At 58.4% G+C, this 20,837-nt stretch carries 17 protein-coding genes; 6 read left to right on the top strand and 11 right to left on the bottom strand.

Annotated features, from left to right (window positions below; translation table 11 throughout):
* Positions 1 to 26: 26 nt before the first annotated feature.
* The 6 genes from ETAA8_RS23250 to ETAA8_RS23225 all read right to left on the bottom strand — a co-directional run bounded on the left by ETAA8_RS23250 (position 27) and on the right by ETAA8_RS23225 (position 6,849).
* Positions 27 to 500: a GNAT family N-acetyltransferase gene (locus tag ETAA8_RS23250; RefSeq protein WP_145094049.1), complete on the bottom strand. Its 474-nt coding sequence runs from the start codon at positions 498 to 500 to the stop codon at positions 27 to 29.
* 25 nt (positions 501 to 525) lie between these two features.
* Positions 526 to 1,245 (bottom strand): aquaporin Z, encoded by a 720-nt coding sequence (gene aqpZ, locus ETAA8_RS23245; RefSeq protein WP_145094046.1) that lies wholly within the window; start codon positions 1,243 to 1,245, stop codon positions 526 to 528.
* A 142-nt stretch (positions 1,246 to 1,387) separates the two neighbouring features.
* Positions 1,388 to 2,512 carry an NAD-dependent dihydropyrimidine dehydrogenase subunit PreA gene (gene preA, locus ETAA8_RS23240; RefSeq protein ID WP_145094043.1) on the bottom strand — a complete coding sequence of 375 codons (1,125 nt, stop codon included), beginning with the start codon at positions 2,510 to 2,512 and terminating at the stop codon, positions 1,388 to 1,390.
* A 25-nt stretch (positions 2,513 to 2,537) separates the two neighbouring features.
* Positions 2,538 to 4,058 carry an NCS1 family nucleobase:cation symporter-1 gene (locus tag ETAA8_RS23235; protein WP_202921217.1) on the bottom strand — a complete coding sequence of 507 codons (1,521 nt, stop codon included), beginning with the start codon at positions 4,056 to 4,058 and terminating at the stop codon, positions 2,538 to 2,540.
* A 19-nt stretch (positions 4,059 to 4,077) separates the two neighbouring features.
* Positions 4,078 to 5,460, bottom strand: coding sequence for a dihydropyrimidinase (hydA, locus tag ETAA8_RS23230; RefSeq protein ID WP_145094040.1), 1,383 nt, complete (start codon positions 5,458 to 5,460; stop codon positions 4,078 to 4,080).
* 102 nt (positions 5,461 to 5,562) lie between these two features.
* Positions 5,563 to 6,849 carry an aspartate aminotransferase family protein gene (locus ETAA8_RS23225; RefSeq protein ID WP_145094037.1) on the bottom strand — a complete coding sequence of 429 codons (1,287 nt, stop codon included), beginning with the start codon at positions 6,847 to 6,849 and terminating at the stop codon, positions 5,563 to 5,565.
* 188 nt (positions 6,850 to 7,037) lie between these two features.
* Here ETAA8_RS23225 and ETAA8_RS23220 point away from each other — a divergent pair, with 188 nt between their 5' ends.
* The 6 genes from ETAA8_RS23220 (at position 7,038) to ETAA8_RS23195 (ending at position 13,420) form a co-directional block, all read left to right on the top strand.
* Entirely contained in the window at positions 7,038 to 8,567 is a 1,530-nt protein-coding gene (locus ETAA8_RS23220; protein WP_145094033.1) for a CoA-acylating methylmalonate-semialdehyde dehydrogenase, read from the top strand.
* 6 nt (positions 8,568 to 8,573) lie between these two features.
* Positions 8,574 to 9,812, top strand: a complete 1,239-nt coding sequence (locus ETAA8_RS23215; RefSeq protein WP_145094030.1) for a Zn-dependent hydrolase — start codon at positions 8,574 to 8,576, stop codon at positions 9,810 to 9,812.
* 51 nt (positions 9,813 to 9,863) lie between these two features.
* The gene (locus ETAA8_RS23210; protein ID WP_145094027.1) at positions 9,864 to 10,436 is read left to right on the top strand and encodes a nucleoside deaminase; all 573 of its coding nucleotides are present in this window, start codon (positions 9,864 to 9,866) and stop codon (positions 10,434 to 10,436) included.
* A gap of 1,006 nt (positions 10,437 to 11,442) precedes the next feature.
* Positions 11,443 to 12,111, top strand: coding sequence for a 7-cyano-7-deazaguanine synthase (locus ETAA8_RS23205; protein ID WP_145094024.1), 669 nt, complete (start codon positions 11,443 to 11,445; stop codon positions 12,109 to 12,111).
* A 45-nt stretch (positions 12,112 to 12,156) separates the two neighbouring features.
* Positions 12,157 to 12,558 (top strand): 6-pyruvoyl trahydropterin synthase family protein, encoded by a 402-nt coding sequence (locus tag ETAA8_RS23200; protein WP_145094021.1) that lies wholly within the window; start codon positions 12,157 to 12,159, stop codon positions 12,556 to 12,558.
* 115 nt (positions 12,559 to 12,673) lie between these two features.
* The gene (locus ETAA8_RS23195) at positions 12,674 to 13,420 is read left to right on the top strand and encodes a lysophospholipid acyltransferase family protein (RefSeq protein WP_202921216.1); all 747 of its coding nucleotides are present in this window, start codon (positions 12,674 to 12,676) and stop codon (positions 13,418 to 13,420) included.
* Here the strand turns inward: ETAA8_RS23195 and cyaB are convergent.
* From cyaB to ETAA8_RS23170, 5 genes are all read right to left on the bottom strand, one after another.
* Entirely contained in the window at positions 13,405 to 13,968 is a 564-nt protein-coding gene (gene cyaB, locus ETAA8_RS23190; RefSeq protein WP_145094015.1) for a class IV adenylate cyclase, read from the bottom strand. The genes ETAA8_RS23195 and cyaB overlap by 16 nt on opposite strands.
* A 19-nt stretch (positions 13,969 to 13,987) precedes the next feature.
* Positions 13,988 to 14,743: a hypothetical protein gene (locus ETAA8_RS23185; protein ID WP_145094012.1), complete on the bottom strand. Its 756-nt coding sequence runs from the start codon at positions 14,741 to 14,743 to the stop codon at positions 13,988 to 13,990.
* A gap of 26 nt (positions 14,744 to 14,769) precedes the next feature.
* Complete coding sequence (gene purH, locus ETAA8_RS23180; protein ID WP_145094009.1) at positions 14,770 to 16,335, bottom strand: bifunctional phosphoribosylaminoimidazolecarboxamide formyltransferase/IMP cyclohydrolase; 1,566 nt, start codon at positions 16,333 to 16,335, stop codon at positions 14,770 to 14,772.
* A gap of 115 nt (positions 16,336 to 16,450) precedes the next feature.
* Positions 16,451 to 19,789 carry a PVC-type heme-binding CxxCH protein gene (locus ETAA8_RS23175; protein WP_145094006.1) on the bottom strand — a complete coding sequence of 1,113 codons (3,339 nt, stop codon included), beginning with the start codon at positions 19,787 to 19,789 and terminating at the stop codon, positions 16,451 to 16,453.
* A gap of 106 nt (positions 19,790 to 19,895) precedes the next feature.
* The gene (locus ETAA8_RS23170) at positions 19,896 to 20,837 is read right to left on the bottom strand and encodes a vWA domain-containing protein (RefSeq protein ID WP_145094003.1); all 942 of its coding nucleotides are present in this window, start codon (positions 20,835 to 20,837) and stop codon (positions 19,896 to 19,898) included.

Raw genomic sequence — 20,837 nt, 5'->3', positions numbered from 1 at the left:
CTGACGAAATAAGACTCCGTTCACGTTCAAAGTCGGCGGGCGAAATGGACCTGCCGCGCGACTTCCGCAAATCCACAAGCACGATACAGATGGTTGCCAATTTCGTTCTGGGCCATCGTCTCGATCGTGGCGTACTCCAGCCCTTCTTCGCGAAAGTAATCCAAGGCATGTTCGATCAGCTGACGGCCCAAGCCTTGGCCGCGCAGCTCGGCGGCCACTACGAGATTTGGAATCCGCCCTTTGCCAGCAGCCCGATCGACCACTGTCGAAATGTAGCCCACGACACCGGTCAGCGTTTCCGCCACGAAGATCCCGGCTGCATTCGCCTTCACATCTTCATCGACGTGGCGTGCCTTGCGCCATTTCCAGTCGTGGCCATTTAGCAGCCCGAGCGCATCTTCGATGTTCTGTTCCAGTGAAACACCAGCGAACGCCTCCACCGTCAACTGACGCAGAACATCGACATCGTCGGGCCTGAAGAGGCGAATGTTGCATTCCATGAGGGACTGGCATCTTGTCTGAGAATCATTTTGTCTTGGCTGGTTCCACCGGTTTGGCCGCGAAAACTGCGCGGTAGACAATGCCGGCGACAGCAGCACCCGCGATGGGGGCAACCCAGAACAGCCAAAGCTGCGCGAGAGCCCAACCGCCAACGAACACAGCCGGTCCTGTGGAACGAGCAGGATTCACCGAGAGGTTTGTGACCGGAATGCCAATCAAGTGAATGAGGGTCAAACCAAGGCCAATCGCGATGGGAGCGAAACCACTCGGGGCTCGCTTGTCGGTCGATCCCAGAATGATGAATAGAAACATAAAGGTGAGGACGAACTCGGCGACCAGGGCCGCGACCATTGAATAGCCACCCGGCGAATGCTCGGCGTAGCCATTCGAGGCGAAGCCCCCCGCCAGACTGAAGCCCGCTTTGCCCGAAGCAATCACATAGAGCACGCCGGCGCCGGCAATGCCGCCCAGAACCTGAGCGATGATGTAGGGGGCGAGGTCCGCAATTGGAAAGCGACCGCCCGTCACCAGCCCAACCGAAACCGCGGGATTGAGATGACAGCCCGAGACATGACCAATGGCATAGGCCATGGTGAGGACCGTTAACCCGAACGCGAAGGCCACACCCAGCAGTCCGATGCCAACCTCAGGGAAGGCAGCCGACAAGACAGCGCTGCCACAGCCTCCGAATACGAGCCAGAACGTACCAATGAACTCCGCCGCGCAACGTTTACCAGTATCCATATGCAGGTCTCCTTTGGACGGCATTTATACCAAAATGCGGTGGTGAAGAATCTGCCTCTTGCAACTCCTCGTGGTCCAGCGGATGCGTCAAGGAGCGAAATCATAAGATTCAAAAGATCTGATGGGCGGTAAGACTAGGGTCTTAATTGCGCGCCAGGGCATCGCTTTGGCGGACGAAGGCATCGCCTTGCCACTCGGTGTCTTTGGTAACCACTCCGCTGGCTTTAGCCGCTTTGGCGGCCGCACGGGCTTCGGCTTGTCGCTTGACCAGGTCGGAGTGCGTAGTGAAATATTGCAGACTGTGTCCCTTGAAGTCGCTGATGGTTTCGAACTTGTGACGCGCCATGAAGGCGAGCAGATCGTCTTTCATTTTCGCCACGCAGTCGTAGCCCACCTTCATGACCCCCGTGCAAACCTGCACCGTATCGGCCCCCAGCAGAATAAACTGGGCAGCGTCGGCACCCGTCTCAATGCCGCCGATGCCGCTCAAGCTGCGACCGGGAAATTGGTGGCGGATTGCTTCGGCGCATTCCTTCACCATGCGTAAGGCGATTGGTTTGACGGCGATACAACTATAGCCCCCCGGCGTGCTGTACCCCTCGACGGTTGGTTCGGGGCGAAGCGTTTCGAGATCGACGCTGGTGACCGAAAGAATGGTGTTAATTGCGCTCACCCCGTGGCAACCACCTTTCAGCGCTGCGATGGCCGTTTCATCGATGTGGGTGATGTTCGGCGTGAGTTTCGCCCAGACGGGAATCTTCGCCACACTCATTACCCAGCGGCAGACTTCTTCCATCAGTGCGCAGTCCTGCCCCATCGCCGAGCCCATCTTTCGTTCGGGCAGACCGTGTGGACAGGAGAAGTTAAGTTCGAAGCCCGCCACGCCGGTAGCTTGGGTCCGTTCGACAATTTCGCACCAACGGTCTTTGTTGTATTCCTCCATGATGGAGGCGATCACCACGCCGTCGGGATATTTGTCTTTCAGTCGCTTGAATTCGTCGAGCCAGACGTCGAAGGGTCGATCGGATATCAACTCGATGTTCTGCCAGCCGATGATTTCGCTACTGGCTGACCGCAGCCGGGCGTAACGTGGCTGAACATTGACGACCTTGGTGGATTCGAGGGAGATCGTCTTGGCGATGACGGCACCCCAACCTTCGTCGAGCGCTTTGCCGATGACATTCGCATTGGTGCCCGGTGGACCAGAACCGATAACAAACGGATTGGGAAGTTTCAGGCCGTCAACAGTGGTAGCGAGTGTGGGCATGATCGATTGACGCGCGTCGAGCGCATCACCTTTCCTCAATAGCAGGCCGCAAGGTGGGGTGCCCCAACATCAGCAGCCAGTACAAAACGAAGCCAATCGCAAACGTGACGAACCACGCGTAGGTGTACAGCACTTTAAAAAACTCAGGCGCGGCGATGCGACTGCCCGAGGCGGCATCGAGAAAACCAGGCACGCAAGGTGCAATGCCGATCGCGAGTGCGGCCATCGCCCGCCAGTTGACTCCGCCTGTGTACGAATATTTGCCGGCCGGTTCGAACAGTTGTCGCAAATCCAACTGTTGTCGCCGCAGCACCCAGTAATCGCAGATCATGATTCCACCGATGGCACCCATTAATCCAGAATAACCCACCAGCCAGATGAACACATAGTCGCCGGCCGATTGCATGATCTTCCAAGGCATCATCACAATGCCAATGACCGCGGTGATTAACCCGCCGGTGACGTAGCTAATCAATTTGGGATTGAGGTTCGAGAAGTCATTGCTGGGTGAGACAACATTGGCCGCCATGTTGGTTGTGAGTTGCGCGACGAACACCACGACCGTGGCAAACAGCACGACGTAGACATTGTCGAAGCGGGCCATCAGCTTGATCGGATCGGAAATCGGCTCGCCATAGATCCTTAGCGTGGCGCTGGTAACGGCCACGCCGATGAAGGCAAACAACGTCATGGTGGTGGGGAGTCCCAGAGCCTGCCCCAGCATTTGTGAGCGCTGTGACCTGGCGTAACGCGTGAAGTCGGGGATGTTGGTCGAAAGTGTCGCCCAATAGCCAACCGCCCCGGTGAGGAAGGCGGGAAAGATGGACCAGAAGTTGTTTTTCACTTTTTGCAGGTCGACCGACCCTTCTAAGACCGGTCCCATTCCACCCGCTTTGTTCACACACCAGCCGAGAAGCATTAGTCCACCCAGCAGCAACAGTGGTGAGCCCCAACTTTCCAGATGCTTGATTCCTTCGAGTCCCACCACGATGAAATAAACCTGCACTCCCCAGAAGAGAAAGAACGCCAGCCAGGTGTGGAGTTCCACACCGCCAATCGACGTCGCCAGCGACTTCCAGCCAGGCAAGATCATGCCGAAGAGGACATCGATTGCGCCTGCGCCCAGCCAGGTTTGAATGCCAAACCAGCCGCAAGCCACAATCGCACGCAGCATGGCCGGGACGTTCGCGCCGACCGTGCCAAACGAAGCTCGCAACAGTACGGGAAACGAAACTCCGTACTTGGTACCCGCGTGAGCGTTGAGGCACATCGGAATCAGCACGATTGTATTGCCGAGCAGAATGGTGACCATTGCCTGCCACCAGGTCATCCCCGCTTCGATCATGCCGCCAGCGAGAGTGTACGTGCTGATGACGACGCTCATGCCGATCCACAGCGCGACGATGTGCCAAGTCGACCACGTTCGCTGGGCCAGCGTGGTGGGGGCCAGATCGGCATTCCAGAGTGGAGAAGACGACATGTCGTCGTGCAGTTCGACGAAGTCGGCGCTGCTGGATTGAGAACTCTTGGTATTGGTCTTCGTCATGCTGCTCTTTTCGAATCGCTCACATCACTGCGCACGCGCCACGCTTGAGAAACTTACCGTCGCCGGCCCGGCCGACATACTGGCCGTTGTCGATGATTACCTTACCGCGAGAAAGGACCGTTTCTGGCGAACCCTTGATCTTCCAACCTTCGAACAGGCTGTAGTCGCAATTCATATGGTGCGTTTTCGCGCTGATGGTTCGTTCGAGGTGGGGATCGAAGATCACAATATCGGCATCGGAACCGACCGCGATCGTCCCTTTCTTGGGGAACATGCCGAACATTTTGGCGCTGGCGGTGGAAGTGATCTCGACCCACTTATTCAAGCTGAAGCCGCGCTTCACCACCGCGCCGTCGTACACAATCGACAGTCGGTCTTCGACACCGGGCCCACCGTTGGGAATCTTCGTGAAGTCGCCTCGACCTAGTTCCTTTTGCCCTTTGAAATTGAAGGGACAGTGATCGGTCGATACTTCCTGCAAGTAACCAAGCTTCAGCCCTTTCCAGAGCGGCTCGATATTCTCTTTCGCAACGAGCGGCGGAGTGAAGACGTACTTTGCCCCTTCGAAATTCGGCTTGTCGTAATAGGTCTCGTCGAGAAACAGATACTGCGTGCAGGTCTCGCCGTAAGCAGGATGCCCTTCATCGCGCGAGCGTTGCAGTTCTTTCATCGCCGCTTCGCAGCTGACATGAACAATGAACACCGGTGCCTTGGCAACCTCGGCCACGCGAACCGCGCGGGCCACGCCATCGGCCTGCATTGTGGGCGGACGAGACTGGGCGTGGTACTTGGGCTCGACTTTACCTTGCGCCAGCAGATTGTTGATGAGTTGGGTGATCGCATCGCCGTTCTCGGCATGCACGAGCGTGAGCCCGCCCGCTTCGCCCGCCGATTGCATGACGCGGAACATCGTCTGGTCATCGATCATGAAAACGCCGGGGTACGCCATGAACAGTTTAAACGTCGTGATGCCGGCGTCGATGATCTTTTTGAATTCGGGCTGATGCCGCGGCTCGTATTCGGTGATTGCCAGGTGATAGCTATAGTCGATGGCACATTTTCCTTCACTTTTCGCATCCCATTCGTCAATGGTTTGCGCGAAGGTTTTGCCTTTGTATTGAATCGCGAAGTCGATGATCGTCGTCGTCCCGCCGTGTGCAGCCGCGAGGGTGCCGCTGCGAAAATCATCGGATGAGACCGTGCCCCCGAAGGGCAACTCCATGTGCACGTGCGGGTCGATCGCACCGGGGATCACTAGTTTGCCCGCGGCATCCAGCACTTTGTCGGCCTGCACGGGGAGGTTCTTCCCAATGCAGTTCACCGTTTCGCCATCGATGAGCACATCGGCGAAATAGTCGTCGGTGGCAGTAACGATGCGGCCGTTCTTGATGAGAGTTTTCATATGGAAAATTCCGCTGCAAAACCCGGGGTCGGGAGTCTTAGGCGAAGAACAATACTACTGCTTAGGGAATCTTCCTTCGCCAAAGACTCCCGACCCCTGACCTTACTTCGCTGCTACCGTTAATCCCGCATCGATGGCTTCGACCAGTTCATCCACCTGGGGTTTGCCCGCATTGAGCATCAAGCCCGTGCGGATCACATTCCCCCACACGCCACCTTTACCCAGCAGCACACCGCGGCGTTTGGCCTCTTCAAACACGGCAATCACGGCCTGAGGCGCAGGTTCCTTGGTCTTGCGATCTTTGACGAGTTCTAACGCCTGCATCATGCCCAGGCCGCGGGCGTCGCCAATGAGAGGATGCTTTTCTTTCAGTTGCTGAAAACGCTCGCCCAGATAAGCTCCGACAACCTTGCAGTTCTCCAGCAGGCTTTGTTCTTCAATCACTTCGATGGTGGCCCGAGCAGCGGCCATCGAAATGGGATTGCCGCCGAAGGTAGCGAACGTGATGCCCGGGAATTTGTCGGCAACGGCGGGCGTGGCGATGGTCATGGCGACGGGAGTGCCGTTACCCATTCCCTTGGCACTGCACATGATGTCAGGCTTCACATCCCAGTGCTGAATGCCCCACCAATGCTGGCCGGTGCGGCCCCAAGCCGTCTGTACTTCGTCGGCAATGAACAGCCCGCCGTATTTGCGTGCAATGCCGACGGCACGCTCGAAGTAACCAGGGGGCGGCACCATGAAGCCACCCGAGCCGATGATTGTCTCTGCCATGAACGCGGCAATTTCGCCGCCAGTTTCGGTTTGAATCAGCTCTTCGATATCGTTGGCGCACTCCAGGCTGCAGTTGCTGCTATCCTTCGCACCGAACGGACAGCGATAACAGTAAGGCGCATGAGCATGCTTGATGCCGGCGACGGGCAGCGGGATTTTTTTCCAACCACTCTGACCACAGCCCGCCAGTGTTTGCAAGCTGCGACCGGAATAGCTGTGCCTCAAGGTAATGATGTCGAGCCGGCCGGTGGCGACGCGAGCGGCATTCATTGCTGTCTCGTTGGCCTCGGTGCCACTACTCGTGAAGAAGCTCTTCTTCAGGTCGCCCGGCGCGATTGATGCCAGCTTCTCCGCCAGGTTCGACTGCGGCGCACTCGCATAGAGCGTGGAAGTGTGGCTGATCTGTTTGACCTGCGCAACAATCGCCTCAACCACTTTGGGATTGGCGTGGCCGATGCTCACCGTGAGCACACCGCCGAAGGCATCGAGATAACGCTTGCCCGTATCGTCCCAGACATAGTTCCCCTCGCCGCGGACCAACTCGATGGGGTCCTGGTAATACATGGCTACGGCTGGGAAGAGAAACTCGCGGTGCTTGCGGACGGCGTCGCTCATGGATGCTCGCGATTTCGCGCTCTGGTGGGAGGCGGCCGATCGACACGCGCGGTCGTCAGTTCCGTTTCGGGCCAGGCCGAGACGAGAGCATCACGACGGACGGTTGGATTCGGGCACTGCCTCCCTGTTTGCACGGCACCAACGAGCTTAACATAACTGCAGCAACCACTTTGTAAAGGGCAATGCCAATGACTGCTTCTCCCGCGGTGTCTTCTCCGCCCGTCGCTCCGGCTATTATCCCCGTGCTCATCAACGGTCGTTGGATATCCTCGCCCACCGCGCGGACCTCCGACGTTTTCAATCCGTCAACGGGGCAAGTCATCGCGAGGGTTCCCCTATGTTCGGCCAGTGAAGTGGATACCGTCGTTCGGGCAGCTGCCGATGCCGGTCCCGCTTGGGCAGCCACTCCGGTGGTCGAGCGCGCTCGCGTGATGTTCAAGTTTCGTGAACTTTTGCTGGCGCGTTTCGAAGAACTAGCTCGCACGGTAACTCGCGAACACGGCAAAACGTTGGCCGAGGCAAAGGCTTCGGTGCAGCGCGGCATTGAGGTCGTTGAATTCGCCTGCGGCATTCCCAGCTTGATGATGGGACAATCGTTGCCAGATGTGGCACGCAGCGTGGACTGCGAAACAGTCCGTCATCCGGTGGGGGTTTGCGTGGGCATTACGCCCTTCAACTTTCCCGCGATGGTGCCGATGTGGATGTTCCCCGTCGCCATCACTTGCGGTAACACGTTCGTCCTCAAACCCAGCGAAAAAGTCCCGCTCTCTGCAAATCTCATTGGCCAGTTGCTGATCGAAGCTGGCTTGCCGCCGGGCGTGTTTAATATCATTCACGGCGATAAGGAAGTGGTCGATGCGCTACTGACGCACGAACTGGTGCGCGCCGTCTCGTTCGTCGGGTCGACCGCCATTGCCAAGTACGTTTATGAAACCGGCACGCGCCACGGCAAGCGCGTGCAATCAGCCGGTGGCGCCAAGAACCATCTCATCATCATGCCCGATGCCGATCTCGAACAGGCAGTTGCCGCTTTGCAGGCTTCAGCTTTCGGCTGTGCAGGCGAGCGGTGCATGGCTGGCTCGATTGCCGTTCCGGTGGGCGATGTAGCCGGCCGTCTTGTCGAGCGGCTCTGCGATAAGGCCGGCTCGATGACGGTTGGCCCTACCGATGGCGGCGCTGAGGTTGACATGGGTCCGCTCATTACGGCAGCCCACCGCGACCGCGTCACCGGTTATCTCGAAACCGCCAAGAAGGAAGGCGCTGCAGTCGCGCTCGATGGCCGCAGCAATCTGCCTGCGGGCGACGGCTTCTTTCTCCGTCCCACGGTCATCGACCGGGTGGAGCCCGAGATGCAATTGGCCCGCGACGAAATCTTTGGCCCGGTGCTATCGGTCATTCGTGCCACTTCGCTCGAGCAGGCACTGGCCGTAGGTCGAAAATGTCCCTACGGAAATGGCGCATCGATCTTCACCAATAGCGGATATGCTGCGCGGCAATTCAAACAGCACTTTAATGCCGGGATGATCGGCATCAATGTCGGCGTTCCCGCACCGATGGCTTGGTTTCCGTTTACGGGTTGGAATCAATCGTTTTTTGGCGATTTGCACGTGCAGGGACTCGAAGGAATTCAATTCTATACGCAGCAAAAAACAATCACGACCCGCTGGTTTGCAACTGCTGCCGAGTCGACCGTGGATCCTATTTGGCGTTCGAAGTAGTCAACTATGACCAACCTACTGCAACCTGCGCGAACCGTGGCCGAACTCAAAGAGCTGCGGGCTCTTACCGGTAACGAAGATGGCGCGCAGCGAGTCGCTTTCACAGACACCTGGGTGGCGGCGCGGAAGTGGTTTCGTGCGAAGCTCGCCGAACTGCCGGTGGAAGTTCATCAAGACCCCGCTGGAAATCTTTGGGCCACCTTGCGAGGCAGTTCTGACAAATCGCTCCTCATTGGTGGGCACATCGACTCCGTCCCCAACGGTGGTTGGCTCGACGGCTGCTTGAATTTGGTCGCAGGGCTCGAAGTCTTGCGGCGCATCGCAGCCGAAGGGACGCCCCCCGTTACGGTACGGCTAGTCGATTGGGCCGATGAAGAAGGAGCCCGCTTTGGCCGCAGCCTGTTTGGTTCGAGCGCTGCCTCTGGCGCGCTGGTGCCGGATGATGTCCGCAACTTAACCGACCGCAATGGCGTGAAACTAGTCGATGCCGTTAGGCCGCACGGCATCGATCTCGACCGAGCGACCGAAGCCCGGCAAGAACTGAACAACGCAGCTGCTTATCTGGAACTGCACATCGAACAGGGTCCAGTGCTGGAAAGTATGAGCCTGCCGATGGGCGTCGTGCTCGGCACCTTTGGGGTGGAGCGACACACGATCACGTTCACTGGCCAGGCTGCGCATTCCGGCTCCACGCCCATGGCCCACCGCCGCGATGCGCTCGGAGGTGTGTCGAAGTTGCACCTCGCCATCCGCGAGATTGCCGTGCAGCATGGCGGCGTTTGTACGGTCGGCAAGGTCACCACCGAGCCCGGCATTGTCACTGCTGTTGTGGGCGAAGCGACCATGACGCTCGACCAGCGCCATCTGAATGCAACCTCACTCGCCGCAATGTACACCGCAGCCCGTGAGGCTAGCGAGCGCATTGCCGGAGAAGAGAAGATTGAAGTGGCTTGGAAGAAGCTGTGGCAAATCCAGCCCTTTCCCTTCCACCCCACATTGATCGAACTGTGCGACGAAGCGATTCGGGAAACCTGTGGCACTTCGCACCGCCTCCCCAGCGGCCCGCTGCACGACGCAGCGGAAGTCTGTCGCGCTGGAGTGCCGACGATCATGCTGTTTGTGCAAAGCCTGCGGGGCATATCGCACAATAGGATTGAAGACACTCGCGAGGAGCATCTCGAATTGTCGGTCGGCGCTTTGGATCGACTCGCAACCAAAGCAATGGCGTGGATCAGTGGCCAATAAATTGGCAATTCACTCTCAGCGTTTCACATTTAGGGCAAAAGGAATTCCCGCATGACCGCGAACCAGCTCGAACTTGATCGTCAGTTCTTGGCTCAAGCAGTGGCAGCCGTCGATGAAGCGTTGCGACTCGAACCGCGAGCGATCCCCATTGGGGCAGTGCTGGTGATCGATGGCGTGGTGCGGGCTTCGGGAACCAATCAACGCATTCAGCAGAACAATCCCATTCTGCATGGCGAGACAAGTTGCCTGCAGAACACGGGCACCAGCATCACCGAACCGGAATTTGCCCGGTCCACGCTCTACACCACTCTTTCTCCTTGCTACATGTGCGCTGGTGCCGCGTTGCGATTCAAGATTCCCCGGGTTGTGGTCGCCGAGAATCGCAGCTTTCAAGAATCGGAGTTGCTGCTGCGGGCCCTCGGCGTCGAAGTGACCGTGCTCGACGACGAGGGCTGTTACCTGCGGATGAAGCAGTTCATCGAGGACTATCCCGACGTCTGGTTCGGCGACATCACCTACATTCCACCTCGCCCGCAACCCGACTACAGCCAACTCGATCCAGCCCTCGCCGCCAAGCATTGGCGAAAGTTGGGTTTTGTGCTTCCCCAGGATCTCGAACCTTAAGTTGGGGAACTGGATAAGCTCACGAGGTAGAAAACTTTGGGGTGAACTTGCAACACGAAACAACTCCCCAGATACAGGTTTGGAAACTTTCGAAAGCCGAGGTTATGGCCCCGCGATACCAGCAGGGCTTCTTCGTGCGCGGATAGGATGCGGCGATGGAACAGAACCCTTACGAATCCCCGCGAGTGCCGGAGCCACTAACGACCAGCACGGTTATCAAGCGGACAATTAGCGTTACCTTGATTCTGCTGCTTACACCGCTCGCGGTAGGGATTGCCTTCGGAGGCAGTTGCGCGGCTACGATCGCGTTTGTGGACTCCTCAGCATTCGGCGAGGACTATGGAATGGTTTTTGTCGTTGCGTCGTCAATCTTTTTGATTCCCCCTGTAGCAGTGTTAGTCGGCATGGTTTGGTGGGCGAGTCGCGTTCGTGTGCGAGTAAAAGGAGTCGATCCCAATAAACCATCGTCCAGCGACTAGCGATGAGATCGTGAGGATTTGCGTCGAGTACTGCCCTCGCCGAAACAACCTTGTCTGTCACACGCGGACACCTATTTCAGTATCACATACTTGACAAGTATTCACTAAGTAGAAATAATGATGCTGTCTACATTGGCAACTTGGTGGAAGATGTATATCTGTGCGGCGAGAACGATTCGCGCGCTGAGTGGGACTGTTGCTGTGCATTGCCGGCAATCATGCAATCGCGGTGAGAAGCGCCGAAGAGGTTCATCAACGGGGGTTTTTCAACAAATAGGATGATTTCGGAGTTGCGAAGTTAGGCGTAATTCGTTGCCGCGAAACGGCTTAATCACGATGTTCGCAAAAGGGGGGTGTTGATAAACCTCGCAGCAATTCGCCGATACAGGCTACGAAGCCAAAGAGAACTTCGCAGCAAGCGATTTCGCGCTGCGGTTCACGTCTCCCCTCCGCGACTCTGGCCGGCAAGGTAGAATAAATGGTTCGGCTACCCTTCGTCATTCGCCGCCTTCCAGCCCCGCCCACGCATGATTTCTCGTTCTCATTCATCTCCGGTTGGAGTGCTGACCAGCGGCGGTCTCGATAGCTGCATTTTGGTGGGAGATTTGCTCCGCCAAGAGCGGACAGTGCAACCGTTTTATATTCGGACGGGATTGACCTGGCAGGACGAAGAACTGCCAGCACTGGAGCGCTATCTGGCGGCGGTCCGCACCGACCGTTTGCTCTCGCTGGTAACGCTCGACTTGCCGTTGGCGGATTTATACACCGGACATTGGAGCCTGACGGGCCGAGGAACCCCGGACGCTGAATCGCCCGATGAGGCCGTGTTCTTGCCCGGGAGAAATGCCCTGTTGCTCGTGAAGGCGGCCGTCTATTGTCAGTTGCATGGCATTACGCAACTGGCTTTGGCTCCGCTGGGGACAAGTCCCTTCGAAGATGCGGGGCCGCAGTTCCTGCGCGAGTTTCAAACGGCCATGAATCGCGGCGGCACCGGTTGCGTGGAGTTGCTGCGTCCGTTTGGTCAAATGAACAAACGGCAGGTGATGCAACTGGGGAACGAATTGCCGCTGCAATGGACGTTTTCCTGCATTCATCCCGTCCGCGGCTTGCATTGTGGTAAGTGTAATAAGTGTGCCGAACGCCAGCAGGCGTTTGGTTTGGTCGGCCGGCTCGACCCGACCGAGTATGCCGCGTAATTTACGGTTCGAGATTTTCCTCACCTCTTGCTCGACTGAGAACGCATGTTTCGTGTGACCCGAGAAATTGACTTTTGCTACGGACACCGCCTGCTCAATTACGACGGCAAGTGCAAGCATCTGCACGGACACAACGGCCGGGCGATCATTGCCATCGAAGCGGATACACTTGATGAGCGCGGCATGGTGCTCGATTTTTCGGACATCAAGCGGGTCGTGAGCACCTGGATTGACGACAACCTCGACCACCGCATGCTCCTGCACAAGAGCGATCCGTATGTCTCGATTCTGCGCGATTTGGGTGAGCCACTCTATCTGATGGATCAGAATCCGACCGCCGAGAACATCGCCCGGCTGATTCATGAGTTCACTGCCAGCCGCGGCTTTCCCATCGTCGAGACGCACTTGTGGGAAACACCTCACTGTTTTGCCACGTATCGACCCTAAACGTCGCTAGCAGCTAGCGGAATTGCTCTTGGTCGGAAATCGGGTCGCTCGGTAATATCTGCGGCAATGTCCGGCACACGGGCAGTTGTCCATGCTACCTGCAGCGAGGCCAAGGATGGTTTTTTACAAACGGTGGTTTAACTATTCGCTGGTGGCATTTGCGCTGACGGTGGGGCGCTTGTGGCTGAAGTCCGTGCGCGTGCAAGTGATTTGCGATCCTGACGATGACGTGCGAGTAAATCCCGCGGGGCACATTATCAGTCTGTGGCACCAAGACATCATCATGGCCTGCATGTCGTTGACGAGCAGCCAGATGAAAGTCCTTGTCAGTCATTCGGAAGATGGCGGTTACATTACCCGCACGATCAATGGACTTGGCTTTTCGACCATTCGCGGCTCGTCGAAGAAGGGTGGCGCACAGGCGATGCGCGAAATGCTCCGTGAGACCAGGGCAAGCTGCGTTGCAATCACCCCCGATGGTCCCAAGGGGCCACCGCTGCAAGTCAAAGAAGGTGTCACCTATCTTGCCTCGCGCAGCGGCTCACCGATACTTGCCGTTGGTTGTGCTTATGGCCGCGCCCATCGCTTTGGGAGTTGGGATCGACTGTTTTGTCCGCTGCCGTTTTCGCGCGTGGTCGTCTATCTCATGCCGGGTCTCGAGGTGCCACGATCGGCCGACAAGCAGGAACTGGATCAGTACACGGCTGACTTGCAACAGCGGATGATCGAAGCGCACGAGCGGGCGGAAGAGCATTTGGCCGCTTGGGCTAGCACTGGTAAGTGCGCCCCGACTTCTGTGAAAATGACCAACGCGCGCAAACGGTGCCCAGATCGCGAACCGGCCAATCAAGCAGTTTGTTGAATGCCATTCAACAGGAGTTGCAAATAACTCCGACGTTCGGGGTTGGTCAGATTCAGCGTCGCGGCCAGATCGAGAATCGCTTGCTTCGCCAGTGCCAGGTCTGATTCGGATGCTTGGATTTCCAATTCAATAAACGGCCCCACACCATCGACTTGATCGAGGGCGACTTCGACTGGGCAGCCTTGCCAAGTGAGATTGGCCTTGGTTCGCGTCTTCTTCACTTCGGCTACGCGCCGAAAACTGAGGGCAGTGAGTAGTTCGCCAAATTGCGCGAGTCCTTCATCGCCAGCGGCAATCGGAAGTTCGATCTCACGCCTTGTTTTGGTGAGCGCATCGAGCTTTGGCCCTTTGTAGGTGATCACATTCTGCTCGCCCATCTTGCGAAGACGGAGCGCTTCGTCGGTCTGCGAGAAGTCGCGGGCCGGATGGTTGAAGTAGCAATCGACCTGTACTTCGGGCTCATGCCAGGTGATGGCAAACGTAGCTAAGCGAGCACGTAAGGCCGCTTCGTCGGCGAGGGGAAACTTGAGTTCCACTTCGAGGGGCATGATGATTCTCTCGCATGATTCAGGTCGTCAACTGTTCGATGGGACGGTAGGGTCTGGTGCCGCGCACGCGCCGCTTTTTGCCATCGGCGGGGCAACGAGCCAACCCGCACATCCCGCACTTGCCTGCAATGCTTTGCCACGGAGCACGACACTTGTCGCAATGCGCAACGAGATTCCACCAAGGTCCATCGATCTGACCGGCGGGATATAGTTGCACACTCAGCGGCAGTTGATTGTCTGCACATGTTTGCAGGGCGGCGGCGAATTCGCGAAGTGATAGATCGTCGGACCATTCAGGGGATGCGGTGACGCTTGCGAACCGAGCGACAAGGCATTCGACCTGCGCCAGGGTGAGTGGAGAAGGCATCCAGAGACCGTACCAGGCGATTGTAGTGCGAGGAAACAAGTCCGCGGGCAAGTCGTTGAACTGCTGATAGAACGACTGGCTTGCGGTGGGGACCGGCAGCAAACCGAAGCAGCCCGCATAACTGGGTTGCCGCAAGCGCGCGAGCGCGTTCGCTGGGCAAGGACCGCACGTTTCGCGAACTGCTTCTTCGCCGCCATACATGGCTAGCGCATCGCGAATGCTGAAACCAAGGAGCCCATCGGCGCTGCGAGCCAGGTCACTTTGAACGCGATTCTGGGCGCGTGCTTCGGCAGCATATCGAGCAGCCCGCAGATGCCGCTCGACTTTGTCGGGCTGATTCTCGGGCAACAATTCACGCAACGAGCATTGCTGCTCGATGGCCCAGCAAAGGAACTCGGGCGTTTCCACCGTGATGCTCCGCAGGCCAAAAGAAATTAGTGCTTGAAGTGCCGGCGGCCCGTGAAGATCATCGGCAGGCCATGCTCGTTGCAAGCCGCGACGACTTCCGCATCCTTGACGCTGCCGCCCGGCTGAATAATCGCAATCACGCCGGCTGCAGCGGCCCGATGAATCGAATCGGGGAACGGAAAAAACGCATCAGAAGCGAGCACGCTGCCGGGGCCTCGTTCGCCCGCCTTTTGAATCGCGATTTCCACCGAATCAACGCGGCTCATTTGCCCTGCTCCACAGCCAAGCAACATGCCGTCCTTCGCGAGGACGATCGCATTGCTCTTGACGTGCCGGACGATCGCCCAGCCAAACTTCAGATCGTTGAGCAGCTTTTCGGCAGGCTTTTTCTCGGTGGCGATCTTCCATTCGCTCTCGGGATCAGCCAGCACATCGGCTTGTTGCACAAGCATGCCACCTTCGATCTGCCGATAACCGATGGTCGCCGTTTGCGGCGTGAGCTTGCCGACTTCGAGAAGCCGAACGTTCGCCTTCCATTTCGGCTTCGTCTTGAGCAATTCGACAGCGGCGGGCTCGAAAGACGGAGCGACGATCGCTTCGAGAAACAGCCCCGGTGTGCAGAGGACTTCTGCGGTCGCCAGATCGATAGGCTGATTCATCGCCAGCACGCCACCGAAGGCACTTTGCGGGTCACCATCGAGGGCCTTGCGTGTCGCTTCGGCCAGCGATGCGCCGACGGCTGCACCGCACGGATTGTTGTGCTTGATGACCGCACACGCGGCTTGCGAGAGCGGGCGAACAATCCCCAGCGCGCTATCGAGATCGAGCAGGTTGTTGTACGACAGTTCTTTGCCGTTGAGTTGTTTCGCGCCAACCAGACTCGTTCCCTTGGCACCGGCTTGCTTATAGATCGCCGCCAATTGGTGCGAGTTTTCGCCGTAGCGCAGTTCGTTCTCGAGTAAGAGTGGAATGCTGAGCTGCGGCGGAAATGTTTGCCCAAGTTCCTTCGCGAACCAGGCCGAGATCGCAGCGTCGTATCCCGCAGTATGAGCGTAAGCAGCAGCAGCCAACTTGCGCCGCAGTTCCAGGGACGTGCCACCCTGCGTTTGCACTTCCGCCAGGATCTCCGAGTATTGGTGCGGGCTGGTGGCGATCGTCACGAAGGCATGATTCTTGGCCGCTGCACGCACCAGGCTGGGGCCGCCGATATCGATGTTCTCGATGGCTTCTTCAGGACTCACGCCCGGCTTGGCAACCGTGGCTTCAAACGGATACAGGTTGACCACCACCAACTCGAAACTGACGATTCCATGTTCGGCTGTCAGCCGCATGTCTTCGTCGTGGTCGCGGCGGGCAAGAATGCCCCCGAAGATTTTCGGATGCAAGGTTTTCACCCGCCCATCGAGCATTTCGGGGAAGCCCGTGTAATCGGCCACGTCCCGAATCTTCAGTCCGGCGTTTTCCAGGTGCTTGCGCGTGCCACCCGTGCTGAAAATCTCGACCCCGGCCGCCACCAAGGCTTGGACGAACTCCGTCAGGCCCGTTTTGTCGCTGACGCTGATGACCGCTCGCTGCAGACGAGGATTGCTCATGAGATTACGTTCGTGAGAAATGGAAACTGGAGATCAAATCTGGGGATCAAATCCAGCCGCCAACTTGCCGCGCGAGCTGCAGGCCGTCAAGCGGAGTTGACAGCAGGCCGCGCAGCTATTTAAGCGTGGAGAGGAACTCCACGACGTCGCGAATCTCGCGCAGACTGAGGACTTTATCCATCGGCGGCATCGCCGACACCGGCATGGTTCGGTCTTCAACTTCCTCCGTCTTGATCTTCCGCAGTTCGTTCTGCGGCGTAAGCAATTCAATCACGCCGTCCTTCTCGCTTTTGATGATTCCGCCCACCGACGTTCCGTCCGCCAGCAGCAACGTCACGCTGCCGAAGCCCGGCGCGATCTGCAAGTTAGGAAGCACGAGCGAAGCAAGCAGGTGCTGACGCTCAGCGGTCGCCGAGAGTCGGGTCAAGTTCGGTCCGGCGTCCCCTCCCTGATCTCCCACGCGGTGACAACGGCTGCATTGCGCCTGGCGATGTCCGGTGAAGATCTGCTTTCCTTTTTCGACATCACCCCCTTCGAGCGCGAGGCGAAAACGCTCCAGGGAATCGCCCGTCTCTTGGCGCTTGGTGAAAGGCTCGAGACTCTTCTTCAGTTCGGCTGAATCTCGCCCGTTGATCGCTTCGACCACATCCAGTTGCAAACTCTTGGGGACCGTGCCACGCGTGAGTCGCGCCGCCCAATCACCGAGCAATTCATCCGCGCCCTTGGTCTTCAATTCGGCCAGCGAGGCCAAAGCTTGCTGCTTCACCGGGATGGCTGTTTCGGGAGACTTGAGAGAAGTGGAAATAATCTCCAGCGCTTCGCCGGGCAGATTGCGGCCGACGATTCGCATCGCTGCGACGGCCAAGGACTGATCTGGCTCGGCCAGCGCGGCAACCAGCAGATCCTTCGTGCGTTCATGCTTGCGGCTGGCGAGGAGTTCGAGCGCGGCAATGCGGACCGGAGTCTCTTTGGCCGAATCGCGGGCCCACTCGACGAAGGTGTTGTCGTCCGTTTTGAGGGCCAGTTTGGTGATGAGCTGCGTCAGTTGCACCTGCAATTCGCCCTGGCAATGACTGAGGAGTGCCGAGAGTTGGGGCTGGACCGCCGCCTGCACGATGGCCGCGTCGCGCGCTCCAAGCGGCCGCCAATTACCGTTCACACGGTCGCGCTGGGTTGGCTTGGTCCAGTCCGAAAGGGCCGCGAGTGCTTCGCGGCGAATGGGGAGCGAGAGTTTGTCGTTCGCGGCAATGCGCGCGACGGCTGCAGCGTGCGAAGTGGTGCCAAGCCGGAAATTCGCATGGATCACGCGGCGGCCGAGCGAATCAGGAACTTGCGCGGCAGAAAGATGCAGTCCATCAGCCAGTGCGGCCAGGTCGCCTATTGCGGCGTCCAGGGCCAGATCATTCACCGCGCGGGCTGCTTCGGCCGCGATGGACCAGTCGGCATCACTGAGGAAGCGCTTCACTTCGACATCATTCCAACGACGCAGAACCAGCAACGTCGCCAGACGAACAGCAGGTTCCGTATCGTTGGCTTTCGCGAGCACTGCCTGCTTGTTGCCAATTTCACCCAGCGCATACACGCAAGCATGGCGCAAGTACTTATCGCGATTCTGATTGCTCTGAATGAGCGTGAAGAGAGGTTCCACCGCTGGCTTGAACCTGGTTCGGCCCAGCGCTACGGCGGCGTGCAGTTGCACGCGTGGTTCCGCGTCTTGCAGCAGTTGAACAAGCTTTGTGCCAGCATCTGGGCAACGAACATCGCCCAGCGTACGTGCAGCCTGCGCGCGAATCTCGGCATTGTCGCTGGCGAGCAGCGCAATCACCGGCTGGAGCGCTGCGGGCTGATGGCGGCCGAGCATGCCGAGCCCCCAAATGGCGTGCAGTCGAGCCAGTAACGACGGATTACTCTCCGCGACTTTCGTGAACACCGGAATCGCGGCTGCGCCGCGGCCAGCCAGCTCAAATTGCGCACGTTGACGGACGCGCTGATCGGCATGAGCGAGGAGCGCCAGTAATTCGTCATTGGCCCGCTGCTTGAAGCCTTTTGCAAAGAGTTCCTTCACCTGCAGCGTTTCTGCACTGCTGACTGTTGCCGGATCGAATGCCGTGTAGACACGACCACCGCGGCTCTTACCAGTCCAGTCGAGGCCGACGAAGTCGCTGACGTAGAGCTTGCCGTCGTAGCCAAAGTCGGCATCGGTGGCAGAGATCGGTTTGAGGAAATCCTCGTAACCAACGATTTCAAAACTGGCTCCTTTCGCCTTCACGCGAAATGTTTCGATGCCGCCATTGCCGGTGTAATTGCAGTGAAAGAACCGCCCGCGAAAGTGTTCGCTCCAGCCGGCTGCGCCGCAGTAGGCAAAGCCGCTGGGGCCGGCACCAAGCTTGCCAACAGGAGGCAGCACCCAGGCGGGGCGAATGCTTTCTGCCTCGGCGGCACCATCAAGATGCCAAATCTTTTCGGCATGCCATGGGCCCGTTTCATACGGAGCGGGAATTGTCTGGTAGGCCATGTTCCAGCCGCTGTCGGCTCCTTCCACGACATACACCAGCCGGGAAATATCTCCCTTGTCGCAATTGTTGTCGGCGGCGAAGAGATTGCCGGAATCATCGAAGGCCAGTTCCTGCGGGTTTCGCAGCCCGCGATGAACTACCTCGAATTCACTCCCATCCGCATTGCAGCGAAACACGGCCCCACGGCGCGGCTCGGCCAGCGTTGTTCCTTCTTTGGTCTGCACATGAAAACCGCGGTCCCCCACGCTGAAGTAGAGCTTGCCATCCGGTCCCCAGCAGAGGCCGTGCAAGTCGTGCCCCAAGAATGCTGCGTTCACACCAAAGCCATGCAACAGCGCTTCACGCTTCTCGGCGACACCGTCGCCATCTTCATCGCGGAGCTTCCACAGCTTGGGGATGCAGGTGAGATAGATGTCGCCATCGCGGGCAATCAGGCCGGCTGCGAGGCCATCGAGCGGGCCATTCAAGCCGGCCGCGAACACCGTGGATATTTCCGCGCGGCCGTCACCATCCCGATCTTCCAGGCGGCGAACCTGGTCGGTGTAGCGCGTGAACCACTCCATTCCCCCTTCGAACTTGCCGGCAAACTTTTGAAACATCGCCAGCCGATCGTCGACTGTTTTGAGTTGCAGATCGTCTTCGAGCAAAAACGGCCGGCTGCGGTTCTCTTCGGTGCCGCGATTGAAGCGAAACTCTTCGGCCACATAGACTCGCCCTTGCTCATCCAGACAGAGGGCCACGGGACTGGCAAGCCGTGGCTCCGCGGCAAAGAGTTCGACCTTCAGTCCCTTGGGCATTCGTAAAGCAGCGATCTTCGCCTGCGCTTCACGGGTGCCGTCCGGCAGCGGCGGATCGACCTGCCCAGGTTCAGCCGCGCTGACGGAGGCGATACCAAACGCGGCAATCAGAACCCAAAGACAAATGCTGGGCCGGTTCATAGAGGAAGTAAGGAGAGAGTGCGAAATGTGGGTCGGTCGATGAAGGCTTCATCGTGGCGGAATGCTTTGCCCGCCGCAACGGGCAGGACCGAAGCAAGCGTGACTGCTACCAAGGCGTGAACCGCAGCCCAAAGGCAGCCAACTGCTGACAGACAAGCAGCCCGATCCCCACGAACGCGAAGGGTGCGAAGTAATCGAGCCAGGTGGTCTGAGCCGCCACCAGCTTAGCCCGCTGTAAACCGTCGATTCGCTTGAAGACGGAACGGAGGGCCGGCATATCGCCCGATTCGAAAATCTCGCCCCCCGTGACCTGCGCGACCGTTCTCAATTCTTCCGGCGGCACTGCGTTCCGAATAGAAACGATGTAGACGACGATATTCTTGGCGCTCAACTCGCGGGCGATCACTGCCGCTTGGCCATTCATCAGGTCGGGACTTTCGCCGTCGGTCAGGACGATGATCATCCGGTCCCCTTCATGCCGCTCTTCGAGCACTCGCGCACATTCGCGCAGCGCATTGCCGACCTTCGTGCCGTCCCACCATTTAAGCGGAAAAGTGCCGGGACCAACAAAGGGCGTTGCCAACCGAATCGCCGAGAGGTCGGTCGTTAGCGGGACCCAATGCATCACGCCGGAGGTGAAGATCGTGAACCCGAACGCGTCCCCTTTGCGGAACGTGGTGAACTCGGTGATGGCCTCCATGGCTGCGTCGTACTTGGTGTACGGCGTGCCGTCCTTTTTGATCTTGTCACCCAGCGGATCGTTCATGCTGCCCGAGGTATCGAGCGCGATTTGAATGTTCGCCACTTGCGAAGGATAAACGGGCGGACCTTCGATGAGCGGACCGGCCCACAGAAAGATGGCCACCGCCAAGATCGCTGCGGGCAGCAAATCCGCCGAGCGCACGAACAGGCCAATCCAAGTGCCGCGCCGCAGGCTGCCGAAATCGAACGGCAGCACCACGGGCCGGCCGCGCCGCCACCATTGCCAACAGCCGAGCAATACTGGCAGGCACAACAGGGGAAGCAGTTCGGGGCGGGAGAAGATCAT

Source organism: Anatilimnocola aggregata, from assembly GCF_007747655.1.
GTDB lineage: Bacteria > Planctomycetota > Planctomycetia > Pirellulales > Pirellulaceae > Anatilimnocola > Anatilimnocola aggregata.
Note: the sequence above shows the minus strand (reverse complement) of the source record. Positions and strands in the feature narration are given on the sequence as shown.

What these genes read in the sequence shown, in the direction of transcription:
- ETAA8_RS23250 (WP_145094049.1), bottom strand. Translation starts at nt 500, where the DNA reads ATGGAATGCAACATTCGCCTCTTCAGGCCCGACGATGTCGATGTTCTG.
- aqpZ (WP_145094046.1), bottom strand. Translation starts at nt 1,245, where the DNA reads ATGGATACTGGTAAACGTTGCGCGGCGGAGTTCATTGGTACGTTCTGG.
- preA (WP_145094043.1), bottom strand. Translation starts at nt 2,512, where the DNA reads ATGCCCACACTCGCTACCACTGTTGACGGCCTGAAACTTCCCAATCCG.
- ETAA8_RS23235 (WP_202921217.1), bottom strand. Translation starts at nt 4,058, where the DNA reads ATGACGAAGACCAATACCAAGAGTTCTCAATCCAGCAGCGCCGACTTC.
- hydA (WP_145094040.1), bottom strand. Translation starts at nt 5,460, where the DNA reads ATGAAAACTCTCATCAAGAACGGCCGCATCGTTACTGCCACCGACGAC.
- ETAA8_RS23225 (WP_145094037.1), bottom strand. Translation starts at nt 6,849, where the DNA reads ATGAGCGACGCCGTCCGCAAGCACCGCGAGTTTCTCTTCCCAGCCGTA.
- ETAA8_RS23220 (WP_145094033.1), top strand. Translation starts at nt 7,038, where the DNA reads ATGACTGCTTCTCCCGCGGTGTCTTCTCCGCCCGTCGCTCCGGCTATT.
- ETAA8_RS23215 (WP_145094030.1), top strand. Translation starts at nt 8,574, where the DNA reads ATGACCAACCTACTGCAACCTGCGCGAACCGTGGCCGAACTCAAAGAG.
- ETAA8_RS23210 (WP_145094027.1), top strand. Translation starts at nt 9,864, where the DNA reads ATGACCGCGAACCAGCTCGAACTTGATCGTCAGTTCTTGGCTCAAGCA.
- ETAA8_RS23205 (WP_145094024.1), top strand. Translation starts at nt 11,443, where the DNA reads ATGATTTCTCGTTCTCATTCATCTCCGGTTGGAGTGCTGACCAGCGGC.
- ETAA8_RS23200 (WP_145094021.1), top strand. Translation starts at nt 12,157, where the DNA reads ATGTTTCGTGTGACCCGAGAAATTGACTTTTGCTACGGACACCGCCTG.
- ETAA8_RS23195 (WP_202921216.1), top strand. Translation starts at nt 12,674, where the DNA reads ATGGTTTTTTACAAACGGTGGTTTAACTATTCGCTGGTGGCATTTGCG.
- cyaB (WP_145094015.1), bottom strand. Translation starts at nt 13,968, where the DNA reads ATGCCCCTCGAAGTGGAACTCAAGTTTCCCCTCGCCGACGAAGCGGCC.
- purH (WP_145094009.1), bottom strand. Translation starts at nt 16,335, where the DNA reads ATGAGCAATCCTCGTCTGCAGCGAGCGGTCATCAGCGTCAGCGACAAA.
- ETAA8_RS23175 (WP_145094006.1), bottom strand. Translation starts at nt 19,789, where the DNA reads ATGAACCGGCCCAGCATTTGTCTTTGGGTTCTGATTGCCGCGTTTGGT.
- ETAA8_RS23170 (WP_145094003.1), bottom strand. Translation starts at nt 20,837, where the DNA reads ATGATCTTCTCCCGCCCCGAACTGCTTCCCCTGTTGTGCCTGCCAGTA.